This window comes from Achromobacter sp. JUb104, from assembly GCF_024806975.1.
Taxonomy (GTDB): domain Bacteria; phylum Pseudomonadota; class Gammaproteobacteria; order Burkholderiales; family Burkholderiaceae_B; genus Achromobacter; species Achromobacter spanius.
In genome coordinates this window covers 1,204,946-1,230,819 of record NZ_JANUEY010000001.1, presented here as the reverse complement: position 1 = coordinate 1,230,819, position 25,874 = coordinate 1,204,946, and the positions used below count along the sequence as shown (strand labels likewise).

Annotated in this window: 30 protein-coding genes; 19 read left to right on the top strand and 11 right to left on the bottom strand. The window is 65.1% G+C overall.

Translation table 11 applies throughout. The annotated features are described in order from the left end of the window. Positions 1–151: 151 nt before the first annotated feature. On the top strand, positions 152–931 hold the full coding sequence (locus tag M2361_RS05700; protein ID WP_259246818.1) for an alpha/beta fold hydrolase: 780 nt from the start codon (positions 152–154) through the stop codon (positions 929–931). 19 nt (positions 932–950) lie between these two features. On the opposite strand, the gene M2361_RS05695 is transcribed toward M2361_RS05700, so the two are convergent. After that, complete coding sequence (locus M2361_RS05695; protein ID WP_310508908.1) at positions 951–1,835, bottom strand: LysR family transcriptional regulator; 885 nt, start codon at positions 1,833–1,835, stop codon at positions 951–953. Positions 1,836–1,985: 150 nt separating this feature from the next. Here M2361_RS05695 and M2361_RS05690 point away from each other — a divergent pair, with 150 nt between their 5' ends. After that, positions 1,986–2,639: a hydrolase gene (locus tag M2361_RS05690; RefSeq protein WP_259246815.1), complete on the top strand. Its 654-nt coding sequence runs from the start codon at positions 1,986–1,988 to the stop codon at positions 2,637–2,639. 48 nt (positions 2,640–2,687) lie between these two features. On the opposite strand, the gene M2361_RS05685 is transcribed toward M2361_RS05690, so the two are convergent. Together M2361_RS05685 and M2361_RS05680 are read right to left on the bottom strand one after the other, a co-directional pair. Further along, positions 2,688–3,902 carry a S9 family peptidase gene (locus M2361_RS05685; protein WP_259246813.1) on the bottom strand — a complete coding sequence of 405 codons (1,215 nt, stop codon included), beginning with the start codon at positions 3,900–3,902 and terminating at the stop codon, positions 2,688–2,690. 124 nt (positions 3,903–4,026) lie between these two features. Then, complete coding sequence (locus tag M2361_RS05680; RefSeq protein WP_259246811.1) at positions 4,027–4,923, bottom strand: AraC family transcriptional regulator; 897 nt, start codon at positions 4,921–4,923, stop codon at positions 4,027–4,029. Between the two features lie 165 nt (positions 4,924–5,088). On the opposite strand from M2361_RS05680, the gene M2361_RS05675 reads away from it, so the two are divergent. From M2361_RS05675 to M2361_RS05660, 4 genes are all read left to right on the top strand, one after another. Beyond that, positions 5,089–5,844 (top strand): SDR family NAD(P)-dependent oxidoreductase, encoded by a 756-nt coding sequence (locus tag M2361_RS05675; protein ID WP_259246810.1) that lies wholly within the window; start codon positions 5,089–5,091, stop codon positions 5,842–5,844. Positions 5,845–5,993: 149 nt separating this feature from the next. After that, positions 5,994–6,497 (top strand): hypothetical protein, encoded by a 504-nt coding sequence (locus M2361_RS05670; protein ID WP_404976277.1) that lies wholly within the window; start codon positions 5,994–5,996, stop codon positions 6,495–6,497. A gap of 108 nt (positions 6,498–6,605) precedes the next feature. Next, positions 6,606–7,601, top strand: a complete 996-nt coding sequence (locus tag M2361_RS05665) for an arsenic resistance protein (RefSeq protein ID WP_259246809.1) — start codon at positions 6,606–6,608, stop codon at positions 7,599–7,601. Between the two features lie 91 nt (positions 7,602–7,692). Further along, the gene (locus M2361_RS05660) at positions 7,693–9,207 is read left to right on the top strand and encodes an MFS transporter (protein ID WP_259246808.1); all 1,515 of its coding nucleotides are present in this window, start codon (positions 7,693–7,695) and stop codon (positions 9,205–9,207) included. A gap of 116 nt (positions 9,208–9,323) precedes the next feature. Here M2361_RS05660 and M2361_RS05655 read toward each other — a convergent pair whose 3' ends face one another. The 3 genes from M2361_RS05655 to M2361_RS05645 all read right to left on the bottom strand — a co-directional run bounded on the left by M2361_RS05655 (position 9,324) and on the right by M2361_RS05645 (position 10,906). Next, positions 9,324–9,545 carry a hypothetical protein gene (locus M2361_RS05655; RefSeq protein WP_259246806.1) on the bottom strand — a complete coding sequence of 74 codons (222 nt, stop codon included), beginning with the start codon at positions 9,543–9,545 and terminating at the stop codon, positions 9,324–9,326. A gap of 232 nt (positions 9,546–9,777) precedes the next feature. Beyond that, positions 9,778–9,987 (bottom strand): hypothetical protein, encoded by a 210-nt coding sequence (locus tag M2361_RS05650; protein WP_259246805.1) that lies wholly within the window; start codon positions 9,985–9,987, stop codon positions 9,778–9,780. 313 nt (positions 9,988–10,300) lie between these two features. Beyond that, positions 10,301–10,906, bottom strand: coding sequence for a TetR/AcrR family transcriptional regulator (locus tag M2361_RS05645; RefSeq protein ID WP_259246803.1), 606 nt, complete (start codon positions 10,904–10,906; stop codon positions 10,301–10,303). Between the two features lie 320 nt (positions 10,907–11,226). Between M2361_RS05645 and M2361_RS05640 the strand changes: the two genes are divergently transcribed. Further along, the gene (locus tag M2361_RS05640) at positions 11,227–11,823 is read left to right on the top strand and encodes a hypothetical protein (RefSeq protein WP_259246801.1); all 597 of its coding nucleotides are present in this window, start codon (positions 11,227–11,229) and stop codon (positions 11,821–11,823) included. A gap of 6 nt (positions 11,824–11,829) precedes the next feature. Here M2361_RS05640 and M2361_RS05635 read toward each other — a convergent pair whose 3' ends face one another. The 3 genes from M2361_RS05635 to M2361_RS05625 all read right to left on the bottom strand — a co-directional run bounded on the left by M2361_RS05635 (position 11,830) and on the right by M2361_RS05625 (position 12,998). Beyond that, positions 11,830–12,168: a hypothetical protein gene (locus M2361_RS05635; RefSeq protein WP_259246800.1), complete on the bottom strand. Its 339-nt coding sequence runs from the start codon at positions 12,166–12,168 to the stop codon at positions 11,830–11,832. Then, positions 12,158–12,664 carry a DUF523 domain-containing protein gene (locus M2361_RS05630; RefSeq protein WP_259246799.1) on the bottom strand — a complete coding sequence of 169 codons (507 nt, stop codon included), beginning with the start codon at positions 12,662–12,664 and terminating at the stop codon, positions 12,158–12,160. Before M2361_RS05630 ends, M2361_RS05635 begins: the two co-directional genes overlap by 11 nt. A gap of 67 nt (positions 12,665–12,731) precedes the next feature. Beyond that, the gene (locus M2361_RS05625) at positions 12,732–12,998 is read right to left on the bottom strand and encodes a hypothetical protein (protein WP_259246798.1); all 267 of its coding nucleotides are present in this window, start codon (positions 12,996–12,998) and stop codon (positions 12,732–12,734) included. 159 nt (positions 12,999–13,157) lie between these two features. On the opposite strand from M2361_RS05625, the gene M2361_RS05620 reads away from it, so the two are divergent. Next, positions 13,158–13,937, top strand: coding sequence for a helix-turn-helix domain-containing protein (locus M2361_RS05620; RefSeq protein ID WP_259246796.1), 780 nt, complete (start codon positions 13,158–13,160; stop codon positions 13,935–13,937). 6 nt (positions 13,938–13,943) lie between these two features. Here M2361_RS05620 and M2361_RS05615 read toward each other — a convergent pair whose 3' ends face one another. Next, a complete protein-coding gene (locus M2361_RS05615; protein WP_259246794.1) occupies positions 13,944–15,773 on the bottom strand; it encodes an NYN domain-containing protein in 1,830 nt (609 codons plus the stop codon). Positions 15,774–16,069: 296 nt separating this feature from the next. On the opposite strand from M2361_RS05615, the gene M2361_RS05610 reads away from it, so the two are divergent. The 10 genes from M2361_RS05610 (at position 16,070) to M2361_RS05565 (ending at position 23,677) form a co-directional block, all read left to right on the top strand. Further along, on the top strand, positions 16,070–16,978 hold the full coding sequence (locus M2361_RS05610) for a motility protein A (protein WP_259246793.1): 909 nt from the start codon (positions 16,070–16,072) through the stop codon (positions 16,976–16,978). Further along, a complete protein-coding gene (locus tag M2361_RS05605) occupies positions 16,975–17,952 on the top strand; it encodes an OmpA family protein (protein ID WP_259246792.1) in 978 nt (325 codons plus the stop codon). Before M2361_RS05610 ends, M2361_RS05605 begins: the two co-directional genes overlap by 4 nt. Positions 17,953–18,116: 164 nt before the next feature. Beyond that, complete coding sequence (locus tag M2361_RS05600; RefSeq protein WP_259246791.1) at positions 18,117–18,470, top strand: YciI family protein; 354 nt, start codon at positions 18,117–18,119, stop codon at positions 18,468–18,470. A 100-nt stretch (positions 18,471–18,570) separates the two neighbouring features. After that, entirely contained in the window at positions 18,571–18,822 is a 252-nt protein-coding gene (locus tag M2361_RS05595; RefSeq protein WP_259246790.1) for a FitA-like ribbon-helix-helix domain-containing protein, read from the top strand. Then, positions 18,819–19,253: a type II toxin-antitoxin system VapC family toxin gene (locus tag M2361_RS05590; RefSeq protein WP_259246789.1), complete on the top strand. Its 435-nt coding sequence runs from the start codon at positions 18,819–18,821 to the stop codon at positions 19,251–19,253. Before M2361_RS05595 ends, M2361_RS05590 begins: the two co-directional genes overlap by 4 nt. 123 nt (positions 19,254–19,376) lie before the next feature. Then, complete coding sequence (locus tag M2361_RS05585; protein ID WP_100856033.1) at positions 19,377–19,787, top strand: YciI family protein; 411 nt, start codon at positions 19,377–19,379, stop codon at positions 19,785–19,787. 18 nt (positions 19,788–19,805) lie between these two features. Further along, a complete protein-coding gene (locus tag M2361_RS05580; RefSeq protein WP_259246787.1) occupies positions 19,806–20,213 on the top strand; it encodes a VOC family protein in 408 nt (135 codons plus the stop codon). After that, positions 20,210–21,484 carry an RNA polymerase sigma factor gene (locus tag M2361_RS05575; protein ID WP_259246786.1) on the top strand — a complete coding sequence of 425 codons (1,275 nt, stop codon included), beginning with the start codon at positions 20,210–20,212 and terminating at the stop codon, positions 21,482–21,484. Before M2361_RS05580 ends, M2361_RS05575 begins: the two co-directional genes overlap by 4 nt. An 86-nt stretch (positions 21,485–21,570) precedes the next feature. Next, entirely contained in the window at positions 21,571–22,440 is an 870-nt protein-coding gene (locus M2361_RS05570) for an AraC family transcriptional regulator (protein ID WP_259246784.1), read from the top strand. Between the two features lie 253 nt (positions 22,441–22,693). Then, positions 22,694–23,677 carry a DMT family transporter gene (locus M2361_RS05565; protein ID WP_259246783.1) on the top strand — a complete coding sequence of 328 codons (984 nt, stop codon included), beginning with the start codon at positions 22,694–22,696 and terminating at the stop codon, positions 23,675–23,677. Here M2361_RS05565 and M2361_RS05560 read toward each other — a convergent pair. Next, positions 23,648–24,832, bottom strand: coding sequence for a CynX/NimT family MFS transporter (locus M2361_RS05560; RefSeq protein ID WP_259246782.1), 1,185 nt, complete (start codon positions 24,830–24,832; stop codon positions 23,648–23,650). The genes M2361_RS05565 and M2361_RS05560 overlap by 30 nt on opposite strands. Before the next feature lie 120 nt (positions 24,833–24,952). Here M2361_RS05560 and M2361_RS05555 point away from each other — a divergent pair, with 120 nt between their 5' ends. Then, the gene (locus tag M2361_RS05555; protein ID WP_259246780.1) at positions 24,953–25,858 is read left to right on the top strand and encodes a LysR family transcriptional regulator; all 906 of its coding nucleotides are present in this window, start codon (positions 24,953–24,955) and stop codon (positions 25,856–25,858) included. The last annotated feature ends 16 nt before the right edge of the window (positions 25,859–25,874 follow it).

Sequence of the window (25,874 nt, the reverse complement as noted above, 5' to 3'; positions counted from 1 at the left end):
TCGCTCCAGGGTGCGCGAAGAATAACATGCTGCAAGAATATATATCGCGATAACATTTATCGCTTGACGCGCCTGAAAACACGCCCTAGCATTCGTTCCTCGCAGTTAGTTATCGCGATAATTCTTATCACACAACCAAAAGGACCCTACCATGAAGATCAAAGCCCTCCTCGCCGCCACGACCGCCATCGTGGGTATTGCAGCGGCCACCCTCACCCACGCCGCCGAACCCATTGCCGCCAAGCAGGTCGTGCGCAATGTGGTGCTGGTCCACGGTGCTTTTGCCGACGGCTCGGGATGGCGCGGCGTGTACAACGAACTGACCGGGCGCGGCTACCGCGTCACGGTGGTTCAGAACCCGCTGACGTCGTTGGCCGATGACGTTGCCGCCACGAAGCGCGTACTGGATCGCCAGGACGGCCCGACGCTTCTTGTCGGCCACTCTTACGGCGGAACGGTGATCACGGAAGCCGGCGTCGATGCCAAGGTGGCGGGCCTGGTCTATGTTTCCGCGCTGGCGCCCGACGTCGGCGAGACCACGGCATCACAGTTCAAGGACATCCCGCCCCCGCCTGAATTCGTGATCGAGACGCAGAAAGATGGCTACGGTTTCGTCAACCTTGAAAAGTTCAAGATCGGCTTCGCCGGCGACACGACCAACGCCGACGCCGCCTTCCTGCGCGATTCGCAAGTGCCGATCAACATGCAGATCTTCAATGCCAAGGTGAGCCACGCCGCCTGGAAAACCAAGCCAAGCTGGGCCATCATCGCCACCCAAGACAAGGCGATCGACCCGAAGCTGCTGCGCCACACGGCGGATCGCATTGGCGCCGTGCGTTCCGAGGTCGTGGGGAGTCACGTGGCTTTCTTCACCCAACCGAAGACCGTGGCCGACTCCATCGACGCCGCCGCGCGCAGCATCGCTCGTTAATCGCAACGCGGGCAGACGCCTACACCGGGTGCTCGGCCTGGTCGCAATACTCGATCAAGAGTTCGGTCAGCACCCGTATCTTTCTGGCGGGATGCTGACCGGGCGGCCGGACCACATAGGCGCCTGCCGGCGGCGGCGGATAACGGGTCATCACCGGCACGAGCGCCCCGCTGGCCAGGTGTTCGTGGGTAAGCCAATCCGGCAGATACCCAATGCCCAGTCCGGCGACCGCCGCCGCAACCAAAGCCGTGCCGTTGTCCGCCTTGAAGCGCCCTTGCGGACGAACCGTGATGATCTTGTCACCATCCTTGAGTTGCCACGCCTCGGTGCCTTGCATCAGCGCCTGGTGATTGGCGACCAGATCTTCCGGCGTCTCGGGCGACCCATGCGCCTTGATGTAGTCCGGGCTGGCAACAAGCTTTCCAAGCACCGGGCCGATACGTCGCGCGACCAGGTTCGAGTCCGGCAGATAGCCCACCCGTATCGCGCAGTCGTAGCCTTCCGCGATGATGTCCACGAAGCGGTCGCTGTAGCAGGTCTGGATATGAAGCTGGGGATGGCGTCGCGCCATCTCGGCAAGAATGGGCGCGAAGTGAGCCCCGCCGAAAGACAGCGGCGCGGACACACGCAAGCGCCCGCGTAGCTCGCCGGCCGGCAGAATCGCTTCGCGGGCCACGTCGATTTCCGCGCAGACGCGGGCAGCATGGTTGCGAAACGCGGCCCCGGCTTCGGTCAGCGCCGCGCCGCGTGTCGTCCGCGCCAGCAACACGACACCCAGCTCTGATTCCAGTCCCGCAAGCCGACGGCTGACGATGGATTTCGACACCCCCAGCCGAAGCGCGGCAGACGAAATTCCCCCGGTATCAGCAACTGCAACGAATGTACGTAGCGCTTCGATATCCACTTTGACGTTCCCCATTCTGCGACACAGCTCAGCGCAAAATGGTACTACCGCATCGAATTCAGGAACAACAGAATAGGGTTCCGGGCAACGCCACACTGGCGCACACGCCTTGGAGCCACTCTCTGACCCCACAGCAATAAGGATGCATCAATGACTTTTCGCAACGGCCTTGATTCCCTGCTTCGTCCCGAGGATTCGGTACTTGTTCTGATCGACCACCAGCCTTACCAGCTTGCAAACGTGAACAGCCACGAACCGCAGATGGTGATCAACAACACGGCGGGTCTGGCCAAGGCCGCGCGCGCCTTCGGCGTGCCCACCATCCTGACCACCGTGATCGCTGAACGGGGCGGGCTTCTCTTCCCCCAGATCACCGAGGTGTTTCCCAAGCACGAAGTCATTGACCGCACGCTCATCAACACCTGGCAGGACCAGCGGGTGGTCGACGCGGTCAAGGCCACGGGCCGCAAGCAATTGATCATCGCCGGCCTGTGGACCGAGGTGTGCGTGGCCATGCCCACCATCCAGGCCCTGGGTGAGGGTTGGGACGTCACCGTGGTCACCGATGCGTCGGGCGCGGTGTCGGTCGAGGCCCATCAGGTGGCCATCCAGCGCATGATCGCGGCCGGCGCCAACATGATGACCTGGCTGGCGGTGGCGGCCGAATGGCAGCGGGACTGGGCGCGCGCCGAACAAGCCGCCGCCTTGACCGAAGTGATCACGCAGCATGCCGGCGGCAGCGGCATCGCGTACCTGTGGGAGCAGCAGTTGCTGAACACGCCCGCGCCGGGCAAGGCGGGCTGATACGGGCCTGGCTGACTGGTGCTGGCCTGTGCTGGCCGTTGCTTCGGGCTAGCGGGAAAGCACCTCGTCCAGCCAGTCAAAAACCCTGCGGTTCAAGAGCGACCTGTTTCGCATCTCGCAGTGCATGCCGGCGCCTTCGGCGGCACTGAATCGAAGCAGGGTTTTTGTCGGGCTTTGAAGCTGCTCAAAGAAGGCCTGGGCGCCGGCAGACAAGCCATCCTGTTCGGCATGCGTCATCAACACCGGGCATGAGATGGCGCCGGCGCGCCCGTCCATGGTGAACGGTTCCGCGCTGCGCAGGAAATCGCGTAGGTTGTCGACCCCGTGGGTCCAGAAGCCGCGCTGGTAAATCTTCCACTTAAGGCCGGGGTCGTTCGCGATCACCTGCTCGAATTGCGCCAGGGTCTTGTCATCAAGATTCCCCAGGTCCGATACCGAGTCGGGCGATGCGCCCAGCTTGAGGGCAAGCGCGCGGAACGGCCCGGGCATGCCCCATAACCCGGGGTCGGCGATGCATGCGGCAAGGCGATGCTCTTGGGATGCGGCGCGCGGAGCCAGATAGCCGCCCAGGCTCCAGCCGCTGAGCACGATGCGCTTGGGGTCGACGATGTTGAATCCAAGCGCCACATCAACCACCGCCGCGATGACGGTTTCCCAGTCTGGGCGTAGATAAATGCGCTGCTCAACCAACATTTCGCCCTGCCCTGGCCCATCAAAAATCAGGCAATGGTAGCCACGGCGCGACGCCGCCACGGCAGAGGCGAAATAAAGATCCGTGACGGTGCCGTCGTACCCATTGGTGAAGATGACCAGCGGACGGGTTTCCTGTTCCCGCCCGACAGCCGGAATCAGGTAGGCCGGCATGGAAGTGCCTTCGAACGGAATCCGCATCGGTGCAATTGGGACGTCGGACAGCGCCAGCCCCTTGTCAAACGCATCAATCTGCTTGCGAAAGGCCGCCAGCAGGCGCGGGTCGCGCTGCGGGCCATACAGCGGATGGTAAGACGCGGAATAGAACACGCTGGCGCGCAGGAACAGGTCTTTTGCGCTGGCGCGCAGGCCACGGTTTTGCGTTTGAACGGCTTCGTCCGCCAAACGGTCGCCCGCTGCCATCCAGGCTTCATGAAAAGCGCTGTCGTCGCCGTCGCCCACCGCCTGGCCAACGGCAAGGATCTCGCCCATATCCGCACCGCCATACGGAATGTAGGCAACCGGCCAGGTGCCAAACTCGTCATGCATCGGATCGCTGAATGCCAGGCCCATGGTGTTCTCCCTATGTCCCATATTTTTCATACGTCCCATACTTCACGTGCGTCACCTACGTCACCGACTTCACCGACGCTCGCCTATCCCTGCCAGACTCCACGCCGGCATTCGCCATGCAAGCTTACGCCTGCGCCTCGGCGATGTGGGCCCGCAGCGCTTCCGAGGCTTTGCCCGGGGGCAAGCCGAACAGGCGGCGGTACTCCCTGGTGAACTGCTGCACGCTTTCGTAGCCCACTGAAAACGCCGCGCTGCTGGCCGACACATCGCCCGTGGCCATCAAGCGCCTGGCCTCGATCAAGCGCAACTGCTTCAGGAATTGCAGCGGCGACAGCGAGGTCGCCGCGCGGAAATGCTGGTAGAACGACGACGGGCTCATGCCGGCCTCGGCCGCCAGCCGCTCCATCGGCAGCGGCTGTGTGAATTCGGATCGAATCAGGGCAATGGCACGCGCAATGCGTTGGGCGTGCTTGCCCGGCCCGCCAAGCTGACGAATCGCGCCGCCATGCCGGCCGGCCAACAGCCAGTAGTGCATCTCGCGCAAGCCTTGCGCTTGCAGTACGGGCAACGCGTCGGGCCGATCCATCAGGCGCATCAAGCGCAGCGCGGCGTCAGCAACTTCGGCATCCGTGGGTTCGACGAGAACCGCAGCGTCTTGCGCCACGGGGCGCAGTTTCATGTCGACGGCCAGTTCCGCAATAACCGCCATGTCCAGATCCAACACCAGCGAAATATATGGCTGGTCGGCGCTGGCGGCCGTGATCTGGCTGACGGTCGGCACATCCGCCGTAATCAGCAGCGAATCGCCTGCGGTGAAGTCAACGGTACGGGTGCCCATCGAGACCCGTTTGCTGCCCTGTAACACCAGGCAGGCCAGGGGTCGCGAGATGGCATATTCCAGCCCGCTGGGCTGGGCGGACCGAATGGCGGTCAAGCCGGGGATGGGGGTTGGGGCCACGCCGCTGGGGTTGGCGTTTGCCTCGACGTAACGTCGGACAGCTCTGAGCAGGGGGTCGTTCATACGCTGGCGCAGTGATCTTCGTTCGCGGTGATCGTAACGGACATTTCGCGGCCGGGACCTCACCTTTGTAGAAACAGGCCAAGAACATCACGATTCAGGCAAAGGCCGCGGGGATCGGGCGCTTCAGAATCACATTCTGATTTTCTATCACCAGGGAGCCTGAGCATGACAAGCATTTCCTTCATCACCGGCGGCAGCCGTGGCCTGGGCCGTAGCGCCGCCCTGAATATCGCCCGCAAAGGCGGCGATGTTGTCTTTACCTACCAAAGCCGCGAAACGGATGCCCAGGCCGTTGTGGCCGACATCGAACAGATGGGCCGCAAGGCGGTCGCCCTGCAATTGGATGTCGGCGACACGTCCGCCTTTCCCGCATTCGTCCAGCGCCTGAAGGTCACGCTGCGCGACACCTGGCACCGCGACACGATTGATCACATCGTCCACAACGCCGGCCATGGCGATGTAGCCTTGATCGCCGAGACGACCGAGGCGCAGTTCGACCGATTGGTCGACGTGCACTTCAAAGGCGTGTTCTTTTTGACCCAGGCCCTGCTGCCGCTGGTCGCGGATGGGGGCCGCATCGTGAATCTATCGACCGCCCTGACCCGTGTCTCTGCCCCCGGCTGGTCTGTCTATGCGGCGGTCAAGGGCGCGGTCGAGGTGCTGACCGTCTACCTGGCCAAGGAGCTGGGCAGCCGCAACATTGCCGTCAACGTGGTGGCGCCGGGCGCGATCGAGACCGATTTCTTCGGCGGCGCGGTGCGCGACACGGCGGAGTTCAACAGATTCTTCGCGGAGATGACGGCGCTGGGCCGTGTGGGCGTGGCGGACGACATCGGGCCGGCGGTGGCAAACCTGCTGGCCGAGGACAATAGATGGATCAACGCCCAGCGGATCGAGATATCCGGCGGCCAAGGCATCTAGGAACGATATCGGGGCGGACGCCTTGACTGCGCCCGCCCCGACGTGGTCGTGCCAAATTGTCGTGCAAGGATCCCGTGCGCCGGAAGGCAACGCCGGCATTCGGCTACAGTGCCGATGTTCAAGCACAGAAATCCAGGAGCAGTACCGCAGTGACAGACACCTCCACCCCCGACGACGCCGGTATGTCCGAAGACCGCAAGGAACAGGAAGCCAGGCTTTGGCGCGATGACGGCTGGACGGCCCGCATCATCAAGAATGAAGACGATGACGGCTGGGCCGTGGAGATGACCCTGGACGGGCAAGCCGAACCCGCCCTGGTCGGCCCCTGGACCATGGGCCGTGACAAAAAGAACCCCAAGCCACTGGACTCGCCGGCGTTCATCACCTTGGTCAAGACCGCCAACGAAGTCCTGCGCCGCCACGAGCAGCAATTGCATGCCACGCTGCACAAGAGCGTGAAGATCGACACCGAGGCCGGCCGCCTGACCATCAAGCTGGACATCGTGCCCGACGACTACGAGCCGTATGCCGTGCTAAGCGCCTACGACGAATCCGGCGAACAAGTGGCGCAAGTCCACGTGGTGCCGACGTACAAGCTGAGCGTGCAGCGGGCGTCTGAATGGGCAAACGGCGGGTTTCCCAAGCAGGGGTGACACGGCAGGCATGGGTTATGGAGCAGGCGTGATTGACGGAGCAAGCCTGAGCGACAGGGCAAGGCTGGGCGACAGAGCCAGTCTGAGCGCCACCGCGATGAACGGCAATTGTCCACACTTATCTGTACGCACCACCACGGCGGGGGCCTGCTCATGACCCGCCTGACGCTGGAACGCTATCAGGTCTGGACCTATCTGCTTGCCATCGGCTTGGGTTTGGCCGCCGGCACCGCATGGCCACGGGTCGGCCCCGCCATGGAAGCCTTGTTGTGGCCCACCCTGGCCGCGCTGCTGTTCGCCACCTTCCTCCAAGTACCGCTGCTGCATGTGCGAAACGCCCTGCGCGACCGGCGCTTCTCGTTAGCCGTGCTGCTGGGCAACTTCGTGGTGCTTCCGCTGCTGGCATGGGTGCTGGTGGAGGCGTTCGACTTTGATCCGGTAGTGCGGCTGGGCGTGCTGTTGGTGCTGCTGGTGCCTTGCACGGACTGGTTCATCATATTCAGCCAACTGGGCAAGGGCGACGTGCCCCGTGCCATAGCCATCACGCCGCTGAATCTGGTGCTGCAATTGGCCCTGCTGCCGCTGTACCTTTGGCTGATGGCGGACACGCAAAGCCTGGGCTCATGGGATTGGGCCACGCTGGCCCCCGCCGTATTCATCGTGCTGGCGCCCCTGGCCGGCGCGGCGCTGACGGAACGGTGGATCCAGGCCCATCCCAAAGCCGAACGCCTGCGAGACGCCTTGGCCTGGTGGCCGGTGCCGCTGCTGTCGCTGGTGGTGTTCCTGATTGCGGGCGCACAGGTGGGCACCGTCGCGCGCGCCACGGATGCACTGCAACAGACGCTGCCCGCGTTCGCGCTCTTCCTGATGGCCGCCGCCTTGCTGGCCAAGGCCATTGCGTGCACGCTTCGCCTGCCCGTCGAACAAGGACGCACGCTGGCATTCAGCATGGGCACCCGCAATTCATTCGTGGTGCTGCCCTTGGCCCTGCTGCTTCCTGCCGGCTGGGAGGTAGCGGCCGTGGTCATCGTGGCGCAGTCACTGGTGGAACTGTTCGGCATGGTGGCGTATGTGTGGCTGGTGCCCAGATATCTGTTCAGGTAGCGTCGCGTCGGGATATCCAGCGGCCCCTCCCCCCGCCCCAAGCCGGGGAGTATGCTACGCCGCTTCGTCTTAGCCAGATTCACTTATCGCTATGCGCGGCAATCCCGACGCCAGACAAGGCGCCATTGCGTTGCACGGTTTCTACTTCCTGTATTACGGCTTGCAGGGCGTCAGCATCCCTTTTCTGCCTTTGTGGTTCGCCAGCCGTGGCCTGGACGCAGCGACGATCGGCCTGATCGTCGCCACGTCATTCCTGCCGAAGATCCTGTCCACCCCGGTCGTTGCTCACGTGGCCGACCAGACCGGTCGCGCGCATGCCTTGATTGCGTCGGCGTTGGCGGCCTCGCTGGTGTTGTTCATCTGCTATCCGTTCATGCATGGGGCGGGCTGGCTGTTGGGCACTACCTTGTTGCTGAACGCGGTATTTCCGGCGGTGCTGCCCTTGATGGACCGCATGGCCATCGCCAGCGGCCGGGCACAAGGTAATTCCTACACCATCATGCGGGCCTGCGGTTCGCTGGGCTTCGCCGTGGTGACGATGGCGGGCGGCTATCTGATCAAGACGTTTAACGCCGACTGGGTGATGTGGCTGTCGATCCTGTTGATCATCGCGTGCCTGGCTTGCGTCCGTTTATTGCCCCGCGCGGGGCGGCCTGCTTCGGTCGACATGCTGGGGCGACCTGCGTCGGGCGAGACGCCGGGGCGGCCTGCTTCGGACGAGACGCCGCAGCCTGCGTCGGTCGAGGTGCCGGGGAAGCCTGCTTCGGACGAGACGCCGCAGCCTGCGTCGGGCGAGGCACTGGGGAAGCCTGCTTCGGACGAGACGCCGCAGCCTGCGTCGGGCGAGGTGCCGGGGAAGCCTGCTTGGGACAAGACGCCGCAGCCTGCGTCGGTCGAGGCGCCGGGGAAGCCTGCTTCGGACGAGACGCCGCAGCCTGCGTCGGGCGAGGCACCGGGGCGGCCCGTGCGGCTGCCAATGTTGGAAGTGCTACGCAACCGGCCGCTGCTGATGTGTATCGGCGCGGCCTCGCTCGTGCAAGCCAGCAACGGCTTCCTGTATTCCTATTCCACGCTCTACTGGACGGCCAGCGGCCTGTCGACCGCGGTGATCTCGATGCTGTGGGCGGTGGGGGTTGTCAGCGAAGTCCTGTTCTTCTTTCTGGCGCCCAAGATCCTGGCACGCACCAGCGCGCAACGGTTGATCCTGGCATCGGCAATGATGACGGTAATCCGCTGGGCGGGATTGTCCGCCACGACGGACCCGGCGCAGATAGCGGCGTTGCAGCTTCTGCAGTGCTTCACGCTGGCCGGGAACAACGCGGCCATCATGTGGTACATCACCCGCCACGTCCCCGCCGCCTGCAAGACCTCGGCGATTGCGCTGTATGCCTTGCTGTCAGGCGGCGTATTCATGTTCGCCAGCATCCAGTTGGGCGGCGCGCTATACCGCAGCTATGCGCCCGGCGGTTTCATGACCATGGCCGCCTGCGCGGCATGCGCGATCCCGCTGGTGTTGTACGCAGAAAAGTGGCGGCAAAAGCCGAACCGTAGGATGGGTGAAGCGCGGGAAGATCAAAATAAGAAAACCAGAGCCAAACGCGCGTAACCCATCATGCAGCCGATGCGATGTGGCTGAAACTGTTCTGGCTCTGACGTTGCTTGATGGGTTACGCGCGTTGTCTGTCTGCTTTTTTTTCGCGAGCATGCCGCGCTTCACCCATCCTACGGGCGGCGGATACCGTTCAGCAGCACATTGGCGGCAAAAGCCGAACCCGTAGGATGGGTGAAGCGCGGGAAGATCGAAACAAGAAAACCAGACCCAAACGCGCGTAACCCATCATGCAGCCGATGCGATGTGGCTGAAGCTGTTTTGGCTCTGACGTTGCTTGATGGGTTGCGCGCGTTGTCTATCTGCGTTTTTTTCGCCAGCGTGCCGCGCTTCACCCATCCTACGGGAGGCGGATACCGTTCAGCAGCACAGTGGCGGCAAAAGCCGAACCCGTAGGATGGGTGAAGCGCGGGAAGATCGAAATAAGAAAACCAGAGCCAAACGCGCGTAACCCATCATGCAGCCGATGCGATGTGGCTGAAGCTGTTCTGGCTCTGACGTTGCTTGATGGGTTGCGCGCGTTGTCTATCTGCGTTTTTTTCGCCGGCGTGCCGCGCTTCACCCATCCTACGGGAGGCGGATACCGTTCAGCAGCACAGGGGCGGCCAAAGCCGAGCCCGTAGGATGGGTGAAGCGCGGGAAGATCAAAACAAGAAAACCAGACCAAAACGCGCGTAACCCATCATGCAGCCGATGCGATGTGGCTGAAACTGTTTTGGCTCTGACGTTGCTTGATGGGTTGCGCGCGTTGTCTATCTGCGTTTTTTTCGCCAGCATGCCGCGCTTCACCCATCCTACGGGAGGCGGATACCGTTCAGCAGCACAGGGGCGGCCAAAGCCGAACCCGTAGGATGGGTGAAGCGCGGGAAGATCGAAACAAGAAAACCAGAGCCAAACGCGCGTAACCCATCATGCAGCCGATGCGATGTGGCTGAAGCTGTTTTGGCTCTGACGATGTGGCTGAAGCTGTTATGGCTCTGACGTTGCTTGATGGGTTGCGCGCGTTGTCTATCTGCATTTTTTTCGCCGGCGTGCCGCGCTTCACCCATCCTACGGGAGCCGGATACCAGCGTGCCGCGCTTCACCCACCCTACGGGCGGCGGATACCGTTTAGCAGCACGTCCGTAATAAACGTGGCAACGGCCTGTTGCTGTTGCGCGTCGGGCGCTTGGCGCGTGAAGCGTTCGATGATGCCCATCAGTGATTGTGCGAACCAATCCGCTGAAACCTCGGTGCGGAACAGGCCTGCCTGCTGCTCGGCGCGAATGTTGTCGGCAATCATCGTCACCAGCTCGTCCTTCAAGGATTCCGCCGCCGCTACTTGAAAAAAGCCGATGCGGGTCAGGTTGCGGTCTTCTTGCAGGATGGCAAGCAGGCCCAGCACGCCGCCACGAATGCGATCGGCCAACTCGGCGCCGTCCAAATCAGCCGGCAGCCGCGCCTGGCTGATCGCCTGGCGCAAGCGTTGCGCGAACATGCCGACCAGTTCGTCGTAGGCGGCTTGCTTGCTTGAAAAGTACTGATAGAAGACGGGTTGGGTGACCCCGGCGCGGGCGACGATGTCACTGATACGCGTGTGTTGGAACCCGCGTTCGGCGAATTCCGCCGCGGCAACTTGCAAAAGCTGTAAGCGGGTACGTTCACCTTTGGTGAGACGCTTGTCTTGCGATAAAGAAGGGGGTCGTGCCGTCATCATCGCGAGAAAGTACCCTGCTTCATAGCTTTGCGCTACTAGTTCGCACGGCCTTCCCGCAACGCGATGTCACGGCATTACAACGCCCGCCACGGGGCCAACCGAAAAGCTTACAAATTACTGAAACCAAGCCGTCTCGATTTCGCGACAAACGCGGCTCCCCATGCCCTCCGGGCCGCTTCCCCGCCCCTTCCCTACACCTTGAAGTCACTTGAAATGCCCGTAGCTTTTGCAACAACTTTTTGTGCCTCGGCAGCAGTAAAGTAGCGCTATCGCCGAGCGCATTTCTACTATGTCCGCGCCAGGCGAACAGGAGCAAGATCATGAAACGGTTTACAGGCCGGATGGTTGCCGTGACGTTGGCGCTTGCCGTGGCAAGTGCGCCCGCGATGGCGGGCGGCCGTGGCGGTGGTTGGGGCGGCGGCGGTGGTTACCACGGCGGCTATTACGGCGGCGGTGGTCATCACCACCATGGCGGCGGCGGTAGCAGCTCGGACGGTTGGTGGATAGGCGGCGCTTTCGCGCTGGCCACCGTTGGCCTATTGCTGGCAGCCAACTCTGGCCCCAGTTATGCGCAGACCAGCGTTTATGCGTCGCCTGGCATTGCCTACACCAGCCCGCCCATCTATGCCGCGCCCGTCTACGACGCGCCGCCCGTGTACGCCGACCCGTCCGTTGCCTATGCGCAACCGCAATCGCAGCTTGAATCGCAGCCGCAATACGCACCCGTGCAATACGAGGCCGCGCCCAAGGTCAGCGCCGCCCAGGCCAGCGCCACCACCGATTGCCAGCGTTGGGCCATGAACCAAAGCGGCTACAACCCAGCCACCATTTCGCAATGGACGACGCAAGTGATGGTGGACTCGTACAACCATTCGCTGGACTCTTGCATGACCAGCCGCGGTTACCGCAGCCAATAAAGCCTGTCAGCGGGCGTGGCGCCGCCAAGCGCGCCACGCCAGTACCAATCCGGCGGCCAGCAATGCCGTCGCCGGCAACACCCACACAAAACCTGACGACGTGTAGACCACCTGGTCCACCGGATCGTAATAGCGACCCAATTCGTTGAAGTCCCACTTCCAATAGAACGCATACCAGGCGTAGTAGAAGAAGGCGGACAGCCCCAGGCACAGCACGGCGCCAACGCGCGCACGCCACGGATGGCGGCGCACTTCGTCCTTACCACCCGACCGCCTCGCCGCCCGTCCGCCCCACGCCGCCATGACCAGCGCCGCCAACACAACGGCTGCCGCGCTAAGCCACATCGTGCGCCTCCAACCGTGCCAGACAAGCCTCGGCCTCGGCCCATTGCTTTTCGCTGAAGACATGCACGCCGGCGCCGATCAGCAGTTCGGCCGTGATACCCACACCCGTTTTCCGCTGGCCGGAGTAATGGCCGTCATACACATAGCCGCTGCCACACGACGGGCTGCCTTCTTTCAGCACCGCGATGCGAATGCCTTGCTGGCGCGCCACGGACAACGCCGCGTGCCCGCCTTGCACGAATGCTTGGGTGACGTCGTCTCCCGTCACGGCAACCACGCGCGCGCCGCCGGCAAGCACGTCAGCGGCTTGCTTGCCCGGCTCGATCTCGGCGGGCGGACGCGGCGTAGCCATGCCGCCCGCGACTTCCGGGCACACCGGCACGACTCGCCCTTCCTCGCGCCAGCGGGCCAGGACGGCGTCATCGTTGGGCACCGCGCGCCCGTCATAGCGCACCGGGTTGCCCAACAGGCAGGAGCTGATCAACACGTATTGCATCGGAAACTCAAACAGGACCGGGCTTGGAAATAAGCAGCCCTGAATCATAGACCAGCCGCCACGCGCCTCAGTGACGGCCCGGCGTCAGCGTGTGGATCCACGCCCGCAAGTCAGGGTCGCGCAGTTCCAGCACATCGAACAGGCCCAGCGCTTGCAAGGCCGGCAGCGCGTCTTGAATGTCGCGCCGCGCTTCGGCCACCGCCTCGGGCGACGCCTTGGCATCGGTGCATACACGCGCGTTCGCCAGAAACGCGCCCACGGTGCCCTTGCGCACCGGCACGCCGTTGAATTCACTGTGGTTCATGCCGTCCGGCAAGATGTCTTTGGCTTGCATGCCTGGCTCCTGATGGTGAGACACAAGCGTTACGATAGCGGCATCACGTTGGCGTTACTGCGGTATTTTGGCCAATGAATACTGTGTTTCTGCCACATGCCCTATGCCACGTACCACATGCCACGCGCCACATGCCATACGCACCCACCCCCTGCTGACATGACGACTCCCCTGCTGCCCCCCGAACAGGCCCAATCGGCGCGCGGCCCGGCACTGATCGCCGTGCGCCGTGATGACGGCCTGCTGCGCGACACCGCCATGCACCAGCATGCGCGCGGCCAATTGCTGGGCGCCTATCGCGGCTTGGTGACGGTGGTTGCGGGCGCGCGGCAATGGGTGGTGCCGTCCGCGCACGCGGTGTGGATTCCGCCCGGCCAGCCCCATGGCTTGCAGTCGCACGGACCTTACGCGGGCTATAGCGCCTACCTGAGTCCCACGGCCTGCGCGGGCATGCCCACCACTGCCCGCGTGCTGCAAACATCAGCCTTGCTGCTGGCGGCCGTGGACCGCGCCGCATCGTGGAATGGCAATGAGACAGCCGCCGCGCGCAACCGCGTGCTGGAATTGATTCGGGACGAAATACGCACCCTACCCCTGGCCAACCAGGCGCTGATCCTGCCTGGCGATCCGCGCTTGCAAAAGCTTGCGGTAGCCATTTCGGATCACCCCTCGGACACCCGGTCGTTGGATGCCTGGGCGGCGCGGATCGGCATGGCGCCGCGCACCTTGGCGCGCCGCTTCCTGGCCGAAACCGGCCTGCCGCTAGGCGCATGGCGGCAACAAGCCCGCCTGATGCGGGCCCAGGAAATGCTGGCGGCGGGTAGCGCCGTGACGACGGTGGCGCTGGAATTGGGCTACGACAACATCAGTGCATTCATCGCCATGTTCAAGCGTGAAGTCGGAATCACGCCGGGCCGCTTTCGCGGCCCGGTGGTTTAACCCAGATCAGGATTCCTTGGCCACCGTCTTGCGGGGGCTGCGGGTGCGCGACGCGGTCTTGCGGGCAGGCTTGGCTGGCGCCTCCGCCTGCTGTTCAGCAGCCGGTGCCGATGCCTCGGTTGCCGTCGATCCGGTTACCGCCGATTTCGTTACCGCCGACTTGGTTGCGGCCGATTCCGTTGCCACAGCTCGGGCAGGACGACCAGCGTCGGATTCCGCCGACTTGGCCTTCGTGGTCTTGCTGGCAGTACGGCCGCGCTTGGCCGGAGCTGCCGGAGCCGGCGCGGGTTCCGCCGCCGGCCTGGCGTTTCCGCCCGCGAACGGGTCAGCCACTTTGGCGGGCGCCTTGTCGGCTGCCTCGCGGCGCGTGTCCGCCGGCGGCTCAACGAACGTCCATTCCGCAATATTCACGGCAGGCAGCGGCTGGCGCGCCTGCGGCAAGGGCGTCGGCATGGGCGGCAGGCGCGACGGCTGGACAGGCTTGGGCGCCTGAGCGCGCGCCAGCGCATCCGCGCGCATGGATTCCAGTTTGGCGACTTCGCGGGCAAGCGCCTTGGCGGTTTCGTCGTCGGCCTCGGCTTGCTTGTCCACCTGGGCTTGCTTGTTGGCCTGGCGTTCGGCCTGGGCCGCGCCCTGGAACGATACGGGCGGCGTAGTGGCTGGCGTATTGGACGGCATATGCGAGCCTTCCTGCGCCCCCTCTTGCACACCCTCGGGCGCGGCAACCGGAAGGACCAACTGCGCGTCCGACGCGACGTCAGACGGCGCAACCATCGCCGCTTCGCCCGCGCCTTGCTCGACCGCATGGCTGGCGCCTCGGCCGGATCCACCCGACTTGCGGCCGCCGCGCGATTTGCGGGCAGGCCGCGAACTGGTTTCTTCTTGCACCACGCCCGCTTGGGTGTCGTCGGAGTCCGCCTGCGCCGCCTGTGCCGACTGGCGGCCTTGCGACGACCGGGATCCGCCCAGGTTGCCCGAGCGGTTCACGGCCGGCGCGCCGTCGATGCTGTCGCGATACACATAGGTGCCGGACTTTTCTTCGCGGCCCACTTCCAGGAAGCCGCGCGACTGCGCTTCGTCCAGCAAATTGCCGAAGGCGCGAAAGCCGTAGTACGACTCGTTGAAATCCGGCTTGCGGCGCTTCAACGCATCTTTCAATGCCGATGCCCAGATCTTGCCGCTGTCGCCGCGCTCGGCCATCAGCGCCTCGAAGGTCTCGACGACCATGTCCACGGCCTGGGTCTTGCGCGCTTCCAGTTCTTCCTTGCGGCGGCGTTCTTCGTCCGGCGTGCGACGCTGGCCGGTGCCGGCAGCGGCGCCACCACGGTTGTCGCGGCGGGCGTCGGCGGTGCGCTGGCCTTCGCGCGCCAGGTCGTCATAGAAGATGAATTCGTCGCAGTTGGCAATCAGCAGGTCCGACGTGGATTGCTTCACGCCCACGCCGATCACCTTCTTGTTGTTCTCGCGCAGCTTGGACACCAGCGGCGAAAAGTCGGAATCGCCGCTGATGATCACGAAGGTATTGACGTGCGACTTGGTATAGCAGAAGTCCAGCGCGTCCACGACCAGCCGGATGTCGGCGGAATTCTTGCCCGATTGGCGCACGTGCGGAATTTCGATCAGCTCGAAATTGGCCTCGTGCATGGGGGCCTTGAATTCCTTGTAGCGTTCCCAGTCGCAATAGGCTTTCTTGACGACGATGCTGCCCTTGAGCAGCAGGCGTTCCAGCACGGGCCGGATGTCGAACTTCTGGTATTTGGTGTCCCGCACACCCAGCGCCACGTTCTCGAAGTCGCAGAAAAGCGCCATGCTGACGTTTTCGTTGGGGGTAGTCATATTCTTCTCCAAAGCGAGGCGGCCACGTGCTTCGGGCCGCCAGATAGCGCTCATGATATACATATCCGGCTTTGCCCCCGTCTTCCCTTCCCGTCAGCCGCCCATTTACCCCCCCGCGGCGGCATGACCCGGCCCCGTTTCCGACGCTACCGGCCACATCCTGACGACTTGCCTAAGCCGGCGCTTACCGGCCCTTTCGCCCCGCTTTCCGGCGGATTGACTTGGGCGCGCGCTGGCTAGAATTCCCGACAATCCGGCATTCCGGCTCGGCGTGCCATTCCCTTCGGGCAAGATCCATGAATCCGTCTACCCTCATCGGCGCCGCCGTCGGCCTGCTTACCCTTGTGATCGTCGTGGCGCTGTCCGCCACCGACGCCAGCATGTACATCAACCTGCCGGGCTTGGCCATCGTGCTGGGCGGCACCTGCGCCGCGCTGTTCATCGCCTACCCGCTGCCGGAAGTGCTGCGGATCTTCAAGCTGGTCCGCACGGTGTTCCGCAACGACCAGCACGACCAGCAGCGCGACATCGAAGAACTGGCGACGATGGCGCAACTGTGGATGAACACCGACGTCCACAAGGTCGAACAAGAACTCAAGAAGGTGTCGAACCCGTTCCTGCGCACCGGCGTGCAGTTGATCATCGACAACACCCCCGAAGACCAGATCATTGAAGTGCTGCAATGGCGCGTGGCTCGACTGCGCGCCCGCGAACAGGCCGAAGCGCAGATGTTCCGCGTGATGGCTACGTTCGCGCCCGCCTTCGGCATGCTGGGCACGCTGATCGCCTTGATCAACATGATGGCGGTGCTGGGCGACGGCAGCATGACGACGATCGGCCAGCACCTGGCAGTGGGCCTGATGACGACCTTCTACGGCATTTTGCTGGCCAACCTGATCTGCAAGCCGATCGCGCTGAAGCTGGAACGCCGCACCGCGCGCCGCGTGGAATCCATGAACATGGTGCTGCAAGGCATCTCCATGATGTGCGAAAAGCGCGGCCCGGCCGTGGTGCGTGAAACGCTGAATTCCTTCGTGCTGCACGTCGAAGACGAAATCTACGACGGCGGCGTGGCGGCCGCGCCGGCGTCCAAGCCCAAGGCGGCAACGCCGGCCAAGGGGGCCACCACAGGCGCCACCAAAGGCGCCGCCCCCGCCGCCAACCCGCCCGTGTCCATCACCCGCCCAGCCGCCGCGCGTCAATGAGCCTGATTTCCCCTTCCCTGGCGCAGCGGATCGAACTGGCCCGCCAGGCCCAATTGCGCGCCCAGAAAGCCGCGGACACGAACGCCTGGCGGCCCAGCAAAAGCGACCGCAAGGATCGCTATGCCCGCTGGCACGTCGAGGAACAGGTCGAGCAGGACGCCGAGAACTGGCTGCTGAGTTACCTGGACCTGATCACCCTGCTGCTGGCGATGCTGGTCGTGATGCTGGCGGTGTCGCGCCTGCACGGCCTGGGCACTGAAGCCTCTGGCAAGCCCATCGAACTGGTCGGCACGCTGGCAACCGCCGGCTTGCCCGTGTACGACGGTGAATACTCGGAATTCGACGCCGTCGCCATTCCCGCCAGTTGGGCCGAACCGCCCGCACCGCCCGCCGCCGCCGTCCAGACGGCCGAAACGGCGCCGGTCGAAGACGGCGTGAAGGTGGCCGACGCCGCCCCGCCGCTGATCGCCCCGTCCAAGGAATCCCTGGGACTGGACGACCTGGGCAAGTCGGTGGACGTGATCATCAACGAGCAGTCCGTGAGCTTTCGGATCAGCAATGAATTGCTGTTTCCGTCGGGCCAGGCCACGCTCAGCCCCGCCGGCCTGGACGTGATCAAGCGCCTGGCGGTCATCCTGAACAAGAACCCGCACCCGGTGTCCGTGGAAGGCCACAGCGACCCCGTGCCGATCCAGACGCGCCAATTCGCGTCCAACTGGGAACTGTCCACCAGCCGCGCCACCAGCGTGCTGCGCGAACTGGTGCGCGACGGCGTGTCCGCCGATCGACTGCGCGCGGTGGGCTACGCGGAAACGCGCCCGATCGAATCCAACGACACCCCGGCTGGCCGCGCCGCCAACCGCCGCGTCGAGCTGATCATGGACATCGCGCCGAAACAGGCGTCCACGAAGAACGCCCAAGCCCCCGCCGAGCCGTCCGCGTCACAGGCAGACGCGGCACCCGCGCGATCCTGATCAGACGGCCCCACAACACGCCCAGCACGGGCGGCATCACAATAATCAGCACGTGGTTTGTGCCGCTCCAGGGCGGACAAAAGCCTCACGGTCAGGGTGGCGGGGCACTGGGCAAGGGCGGTAAGCTTCGCCCAATCGCCCCAGTGCCCGAACCAGGAAACGCCATGTCCTATATGTTGCTGATCGTTGAACCGGTAGGCCAGCGCGCACAGCGCACGCCCGACGAAGGCCGCGAGGCCTATGCGCAGATGGTGCGCTACGCCGAAGGCCTGAAAAGCCGCGGCCTGCTCGTCAGCGCTGAATCATTGAAATCCGAATCCGAAAGCGTGCGCCTGCAAATCCGCGACGGCGAACGGTCGCTGATGGACGGGCCGTACGCCGAAGCCAAGGAAATGATCGGCGGTTTCTTCCTGTTGACCTGCGACACCCGCGAAGAGGCGCTGGCCCTGGCCGCTGAATGCCCGGCTGCGCAATGGGCAACGGTCGAAGTCCGTGAACTTGGGCCCTGCTTTATGTAGGGCCGAGGCTTGCGCCTGGTCGGCCACGGCAACTTAGGTTGCACACGTGACTGCATATTCCTAGGATGCATGCGTTGACTGCACCAGGAGCGATCGCATCATGCCCATGTTGACCGTTAGAAATATCTCTGAAGAAGTGCACCGCGCGCTGCGCGTGCGCGCCGCCCAGCATGGCCGAAGCACCGAAGCCGAGGTCCGCGCCATTCTTGAAGACGCCGTCAAGCCTGAAGGGCGCGTCAAGCTGGGCTCGTTGCTTGCGCAGATCGGCCGCCAGGCCAAGCTCACCGACGAGGAAGCCGCCTTGTTCGACCAACGCGACAAGGTGCCCGCCGCCCCACCGAGGTTTGAATGATTCTGCTGCACACTAATGTCATCTCGGAGCCGCTACGCCAAGCGCCCGCCGACGCCGTCATCGAATGGATAGACCGGCAGCCTCTGGAAACCCTGTTCCTTTCCGCCGTTACCGTCGCTGAATTGCGGTTTGGCGTGGCCTGCATGCCGGTGGGCAAACGGCGCGACGCCTTGCATGGCGACCTGGAACAGCGCGTCCTGGCCTTGTTTGCCGGGCGCATCTTGGCTTTCGATACCGCCGCCAGCCTGGAATACGCCGCGCTGATGGCGCGTGCGCGGGCCTCGGGCCAGTCCATCCGTGGGCCAGACGGCTACATCGCCGCCACGGCCGCCGCGCACGGCATGAGCGTCGCGACCCGGGACGTGGCGCCCTTTGAAGCCGCCGGGGTTTCCGTCATCAACCCTTGGGGCGCCTCGCACCCGCCGCACTAGTACTTACCCTAGCTTCGCGACATTCCTGTCGATCTGACCGCCTTCCATTCGTCGTCCCCCTACAAGCCCCCGAAGATCCACCCCGGATCGGGCGGCGAAGTCCCACTCCAAGGAGAGACTCGGATGCGTTTCATGATGATTGTGCGGGCCACGCCCGATAGCGAAGCCGGCCTGATGCCGGACGACAGCCTGCTTGCCGCGATGGCGACCTACCACGAGGCGCTGATGAAGGCCGGCGTGCTGCTGGACGCCAATGGCTTGAAGCCCACGTCCCAAGGCTGGCGCGTGCAATACGCGGACGGCCAACGCCAGGTGGTGGACGGCCCTTTCGCGGAAACCAAGGAACTGATCGCGGGCTACACCCTGATTCAGGTGCGCTCGCGCGAAGAAGCCATGCAATGGGCGATGCGCTTTCCGCAACCCTTCCCCGGCCAGAACTGCGCGATCGAAGTGCGCCAGTTGTACGAACTGGAAGACTTCGAACCCAGCCAGCAAGTCGAACGCTTTCGCGACATTCCCGGCGTCAGCCATTGATATTCAGGAGACAAAGCCATGCACAAGCAGATATTCGTCAACATCGCCATCGGCGACATGCAGAAATCGCAGGACTTCTTCAAGAAGCTGGGCTTCACCTTCAACCCGGATTTCACCAACGAGCAAGGCGCCTGCATGGTCATCAGCGATGACATCTACGCCATGCTTCTGACGCGCGATTTCTTCCAGGGCTTTACCGGCAAACCGCTGGTGGACGCCAAAGAGGCAACCGAAGTGCTGATCTGCCTGTCTTGCGAAAGCCGCGCCGAAGTCGACGACCTGGTCGCCCGCGCGCGGGCCGCCGGCGGCACCGTGCCGCGCGAGCCGCAAGACCACGGCTTCATGTACGCGCATGGCTTCGAAGACCTGGACGGCCACATCTGGGAACTGGTCCACATGGCGCCCGGCGAGGTTCCCGCGGCATGACGCAGGCGGCCACGCATCGTGCCATCGAGGCGGTCTGGCGGATCGAGGCCGCCAGCGTCATCGCCGGCGTCGCGCGCCTGGTGCGCGACGTCGGGCTGGCCGAAGAACTGGCGCAGGACGCGCTGGTGACCGCCCTGGAACGCTGGCCGCAGACCGGCGTGCCGGACAACCCGGGAGCCTGGCTGATGACCACCGCAAAGAACCGTGCCCGCGACCGCTTGCGCCTGGATGCGCTGCACACCCGCAAGCACGAGCAGATCGGCCACGAACTTGAAGCCTTGCACGCGGACGTGGAACCCGACTTTGTCGACGCCCTGGACGCCGCCCGCCAGGACGACATCGGCGACGACCTGCTGCGCCTGGTGTTCACCGCCTGCCATTCGGTGCTGTCCACCGATGCCAGGGTGGCGTTGACGCTGCGCCTGCTGGGCGGGCTGTCCACCGCCGAGATCGCCCGCGCGTTTCTGGCATCCGAATCCACCATTGCCCAGCGCATCGTGCGCGCCAAGCGCAGCTTGACCGCCGCGAATGTGCCGTTTGAAGTACCCGATGCCAAGGACCGCGCCGCGCGCCTGGCGTCGGTGCTGGAAGTCATCTACCTGATCTTCAATGAAGGCTATTCGGCGACCTCGGGCGACGACTGGATGCGCCCGGCGCTGTGCGACGAAGCCCTGCGGCTGGGCCGCATCCTGGCCGAACTCACCCCTGACGACGCGGAAGTCCACGGCCTGGTGGCGCTGATGGAACTGCAAGCCTCGCGCCTGCATGCGCGCACGGACGCTGGCGGCAAGCCGGTGCTGCTGATGGACCAGGACCGCAGCCGCTGGGACCCCTTGCTGATACGGCGCGGCTTGGCCGCATTGACCCGTGCCGCCGCGCTGGGCGGGCCACCCGGCCCCTACGCCTTGCAAGCTGAACTGGCCGCCTGCCACGCGCGCGCGGCCACGCCGCCCGACACCGACTGGCCACGCATCGTGGCGCTTTACGACGCGCTGGTGCAACTGACGCCCTCGCCCGTGGTTGCGCTGAACCGCGCGGTGGCCGTGGGCATGGCGTTCGGGCCGCAGGCGGGGCTGGACCTGGTCGACACGCTGGCCAGCGAGCCCGCCTTGGCCAACTACCACTGGCTGCCCAGCGTGCGCGGCGACCTGCTGGCCAAGCTGGGGCGCAACGCCGAGGCACGCACAGAATTCGAGCGCGCGGCCGGCATGACCCGCAACGCCCGCGAACGCGAGCTTCTGTTGGCGCGCGCCCAAGCGATGCAGGCGTAGGTAATTCCTGGCTAGCCGATGCACGCCCACGCGATGCGCGCCTTGCCGACAGGCCGACAACCCTGCGCCGTGCTTAAATTCCAAGCATGGGTTCCCTGCCTGCCGCCCCGTCCGATGCCGGCGCTTCCGTCTTGACGGGCGTGCCGGCGGCGTTCGACCATCCCAACGACCGCGCCGAATTTCGCCGCGCGGCGTATCAACCCGGTGTGGAGCTGTACCGTGCCCACATCATCCGACACGCCTTCGAACCGCACACGCACGAAGCCTATGGCCTGGGCGCCATCGAATCCGGCGTCGAACGGTTTCGCTATCGAGGCGCCGATCACCTGGCGCCGTCCGGCTCTGTCGTGCTGATGAACCCCGACGAACTGCACACCGGCCGCGCTGAAACGGAAGGCGGCTGGCGCTACCGCATGGTGTACATCGACCCCGACGTGGTGGCCCGCGTGTCGGGCGAGGCCGGGTGGTGGTTCAACACGGCAGTCGGCCATGACGCCGCCAGCGCACAGCGCGTCACCGCCCTGCTCGACTCCTTGTGGCAGGCGCGCGAACCGCTGGCTTTCGACAGCGCACTCTACACGCTGCTCAGTGAATTCCGCCGCCACGCCCAGGTGCCGCGCGATGCGCCGTCCGAGGGCGCGCCGCGTTTTGCCCCCATCGTCGACTACCTGCGCGCGAACCTGTCGCGCCGCCTCACGCTGGAGGAGCTGGCAGCGGTCGCCGGACTAAGCCCCTTTCATTTCCTGCGGCGCTTTCAGTCGCACTACCACGCCACGCCCCAGCAGATGCTGATGGCCTTGCGCCTGTTTGAAGCCAAGCGGCTGTTGGCTGCGGGCATCCCGCCCGCGCAGGCGGCGCTGGCAGCCGGCCTGACCGACCAAGCGCACCTGACGCGGGCGTTTTCGCGCCGCTACGGCGTCACGCCCGCCCGCTATCAGAAGCAGGTGCGCGGGTAGGCCCGGCCCCAGCGCAAACCAGAAGCAGGTGCGCGGGCAGGCCCGACCCCACCGCATATCAGAAGCAAACGCGTGAGTAGGCCCGGCCACGCCGCAACTCAGAAGCAGACGCGTGAGTAGGCCCGGCCACCCCGCAAATCAGAAGCCGGCGCGGGCGTAAGCCCAAGCACGCCGCGAACCACACCGCAATCTGGTACAAGATTCGCCCCGCTCGCGCCGCTAGACTGCCCGCATCGATACGCAGGAGCATGGCATGTGGGCAGGAACCCTATACGCGCTGGCCGCCGGCCTGATGTGGGGGCTGGTGTTCGTGGGGCCGTTGTTGCTGCCGGAATACCCGGCAGCGCTGCAATCGGTGGCGCGCTACCTGGCGTTTGGCTTGATCGCGCTGCCGCTGGCGTGGCTGGACCGCAATCGGCTACGGCAGTTGCGCCGCGCCGACTGGATCGAGGCGCTGAAACTCGCCGCCATCGGCAACCTGCTCTACTACCTGTGCCTGGCCAGCGCCATCCAGCGCGCGGGTGGCCCCGTGCCCACGATGATCATCGGCACGCTGCCTGTCGTGATTGCCGTCTGCGCCAACTTGCGCAATGCGCGCCGCGACGGCAAGCTGCCATGGAAACGGCTGGCGCCATCGCTGGCCCTGATTGCACTGGGCATTGGCTGCGTCAACCAGGTAGAGCTGCAAGCGCTGCGCCAGGACGCCGATGCCGACTTGTCGCGCTACGCCGTGGGCGCTTTGCTGACACTGGCCGCCGTCGCCTGCTGGACTTGGTATCCCCTGCGAAACGCCGACTGGCTGCGGGCGCATCCCGACCGCAGCCCCAGCACCTGGGCCACCGCGCAGGGCGTGGCCACCCTGCCGCTGGCGCTGGCGGGCTACGCGGTGCTATGGGCCGGCATGGCCGCTACCGGCAGCCCGTTCGACATGCCGCTGGGGCCGCGCCCCGACGTATTCCTGGGCCTGATGATCGCCATCGGCCTGTTCGCGTCCTGGCTGGGCACGCTGTGCTGGAACGAAGCCAGCCAGCGCCTGCCCACCGCCCTGGCCGGCCAGCTTATCGTTTTCGAAACGCTGGCCGCGCTGGCCTATGCCTTCATTCTGCGCGGCGCCATGCCCCAACCTCTGACCTTGGTCGGCATCGCCTGCCTGGTGGTGGGCGTGCTGCGCGCGGTGCGCGTCAAGCCGGTGCCGGTGCCTGCGCCCCTACAAGCGGGCCGCCCGAACTCGCCGTAGACCGGCCGCGATCACCAAGCCCCCCACCGCCGCCGCCAGCACCACATACGACGCCGCCCCCCAACCAAAACGGTCTATCACCCCGCCCACGGTGACCGGTCCGATCACCTGCCCCAGGTTGCTGCCCTGCATCACCAGCCCGACCGAGGCCGCCGTCAACGCGGGGCGCGGCGCGACCAGTGGCGCGGTGCCGAGCAAGGTGGCGGGAATCAGGCCGCCCACCGCCGAGAACAGCACGCAGAGCAGGAAGGTCGGCATCGCGGGCAGCACGGATTGGAAGATCAGCAGCGCCACAACGCCCATCGTGGCGCTGGCGCAGGCAATCAGGGTGGATCGCCGCCAGCCGCGCGCCAGCAGCACGCCCGCGCCCAGGTTGCCGATGATGTTGGCGGCGCTGGCGATGGCGCTGTACAGGCCGGCTTGCGCCAAGGTCAGGCCAAGTTGCTCCATCAACAGCACCGGCAGGAAGGTGAACAGCGCGAAGAACATCAGGCTGTAAAGCGTGAACGACAAGGCCAGCAATACCGGCCCGGCAGCGCCCAGCGTATCGACGGTGTCCTGCCGCATGCCGCGCCAAGACAGCGATGCCGAGGTCGTGGACTCCCCCACGGGCACCAACGCCGCCACGCTTGCCAGCGCCACGGCCACCGCCGCACCTGCGCACCACCAATAGGCCTGCCAGTGGTCAAACGCCTGCGAGGCCAGCATCGCGACGGCCATGCCGGTCGGCATGTAGCAGCTCCAGAGCGCAAAGGCGAAATCCCGCCCGGACGCCGACACCATGCGCTGCAAGGCGGCGGGGCCTGCCACGGTGATCATCAGGAAACCCAGGCCCTCGACCACGCGGGACGCCAGCAGCAAGCCGTAGCTGGGCGCCATCGCGCCCAGGGTCGTGCCCAGCGCTGTGGCCAGCAAGCCCAGCAGCAGCATGCGCCGCGCACCAAAACGCGCGATCACGCCGCCGGCGGCAATACCACCCACTACGCCCAAAAGGGAAAACACCGCCGTCAGCGTGCCGACCGACGCCAGGTCCAGGCCCATGTCCTGGCGCAACAAGGGCGCGGCGATGATCACCTTGCCCACCTGCAACGACGCCACCACGCCCGCGCCCACAATAGCCAGCACCCCGGCCCAACGGGTTTCACCCTGATTCATTGCTGCCTCGATACCCATGCGATGGTCGCCAGCATGCCCGCTGGAAGCGATCTTGAGAAGTGATAATTTTTCGATGAAAATGATCGACGGAATAGATCATTGAATTGACCAGCCCGCCCGATGATAGACGCCCTGACCATGGACCAATTGCGCGTGTTTGCCGCCGTGGCGGACGCCGGCAGCTTCCGCGCCGCCGCCCGACGCCTGTCGCGCGTGCAGTCGGCGGTCAGCCACGCCATCGCCAATATGGAACTGCAATTGGGCGTGACGCTGTTCGACCGTGCCGGCCATCGCCCCGTGATGACGCCGCAAGGCCAGGCGCTGCTGGCCAATGCCCGAGACATTCTGCTGCGCGTGGACGCCATGCGCGCGCGGGCGCAAGGCATGGGCACGGGCGTCGAACTAGAGCTTTCGCTGGTGGTGGATACCCTGTTCCCCATCGCCACGGTGGGCGCGGCGCTAAAGACCATGCGCGCCACCTATCCAATGGTGGCGACGCGCGTGGCCGTGCTGCCCTTGGGCGGGCCGATTGATGCCTTGCTGTCGGGCAGCCACACGCTGGGCATCATTGCGGGCGAACATTTTCGCCACCCGCGTATCGCCGTGCAGGCCTTGTCGTCGGTGCAGATGGTGGCCGTTGTCGGCGCCGACCATCCGTTGGCGCGGCACGCGACGGGCGACGCCGCGCTGGGCGCACCGGAATTGGCCGACCACTTGCAGATCGTGCAGTCCGATCCGTCCAGCTTGAGCGAGGGTCGCGACTTTGCGGTGCTGTCGCCGCAAACCTGCCGCGTCAGCGGCCAGGACACCAAGCATGCATTGATCGTGGCGGGCCTGGGTTGGGGCCGCCTGCCGCTCTGGCAGGTGGAGCGCGACCTGGCCGAAGGCCGCCTGGTGCGCCTGCCCACGCAGAGCCTGGGACGCGGCAGCGAGGTCGCCACCGAGACGTACCTGGCGCACCGCATCGACATGCCGCTGGGTCCTGCCGCCCGTGCGTTTGCGGATGCGCTGGGGGCCAGCGCCTAAGCATCGCGCCTACGCA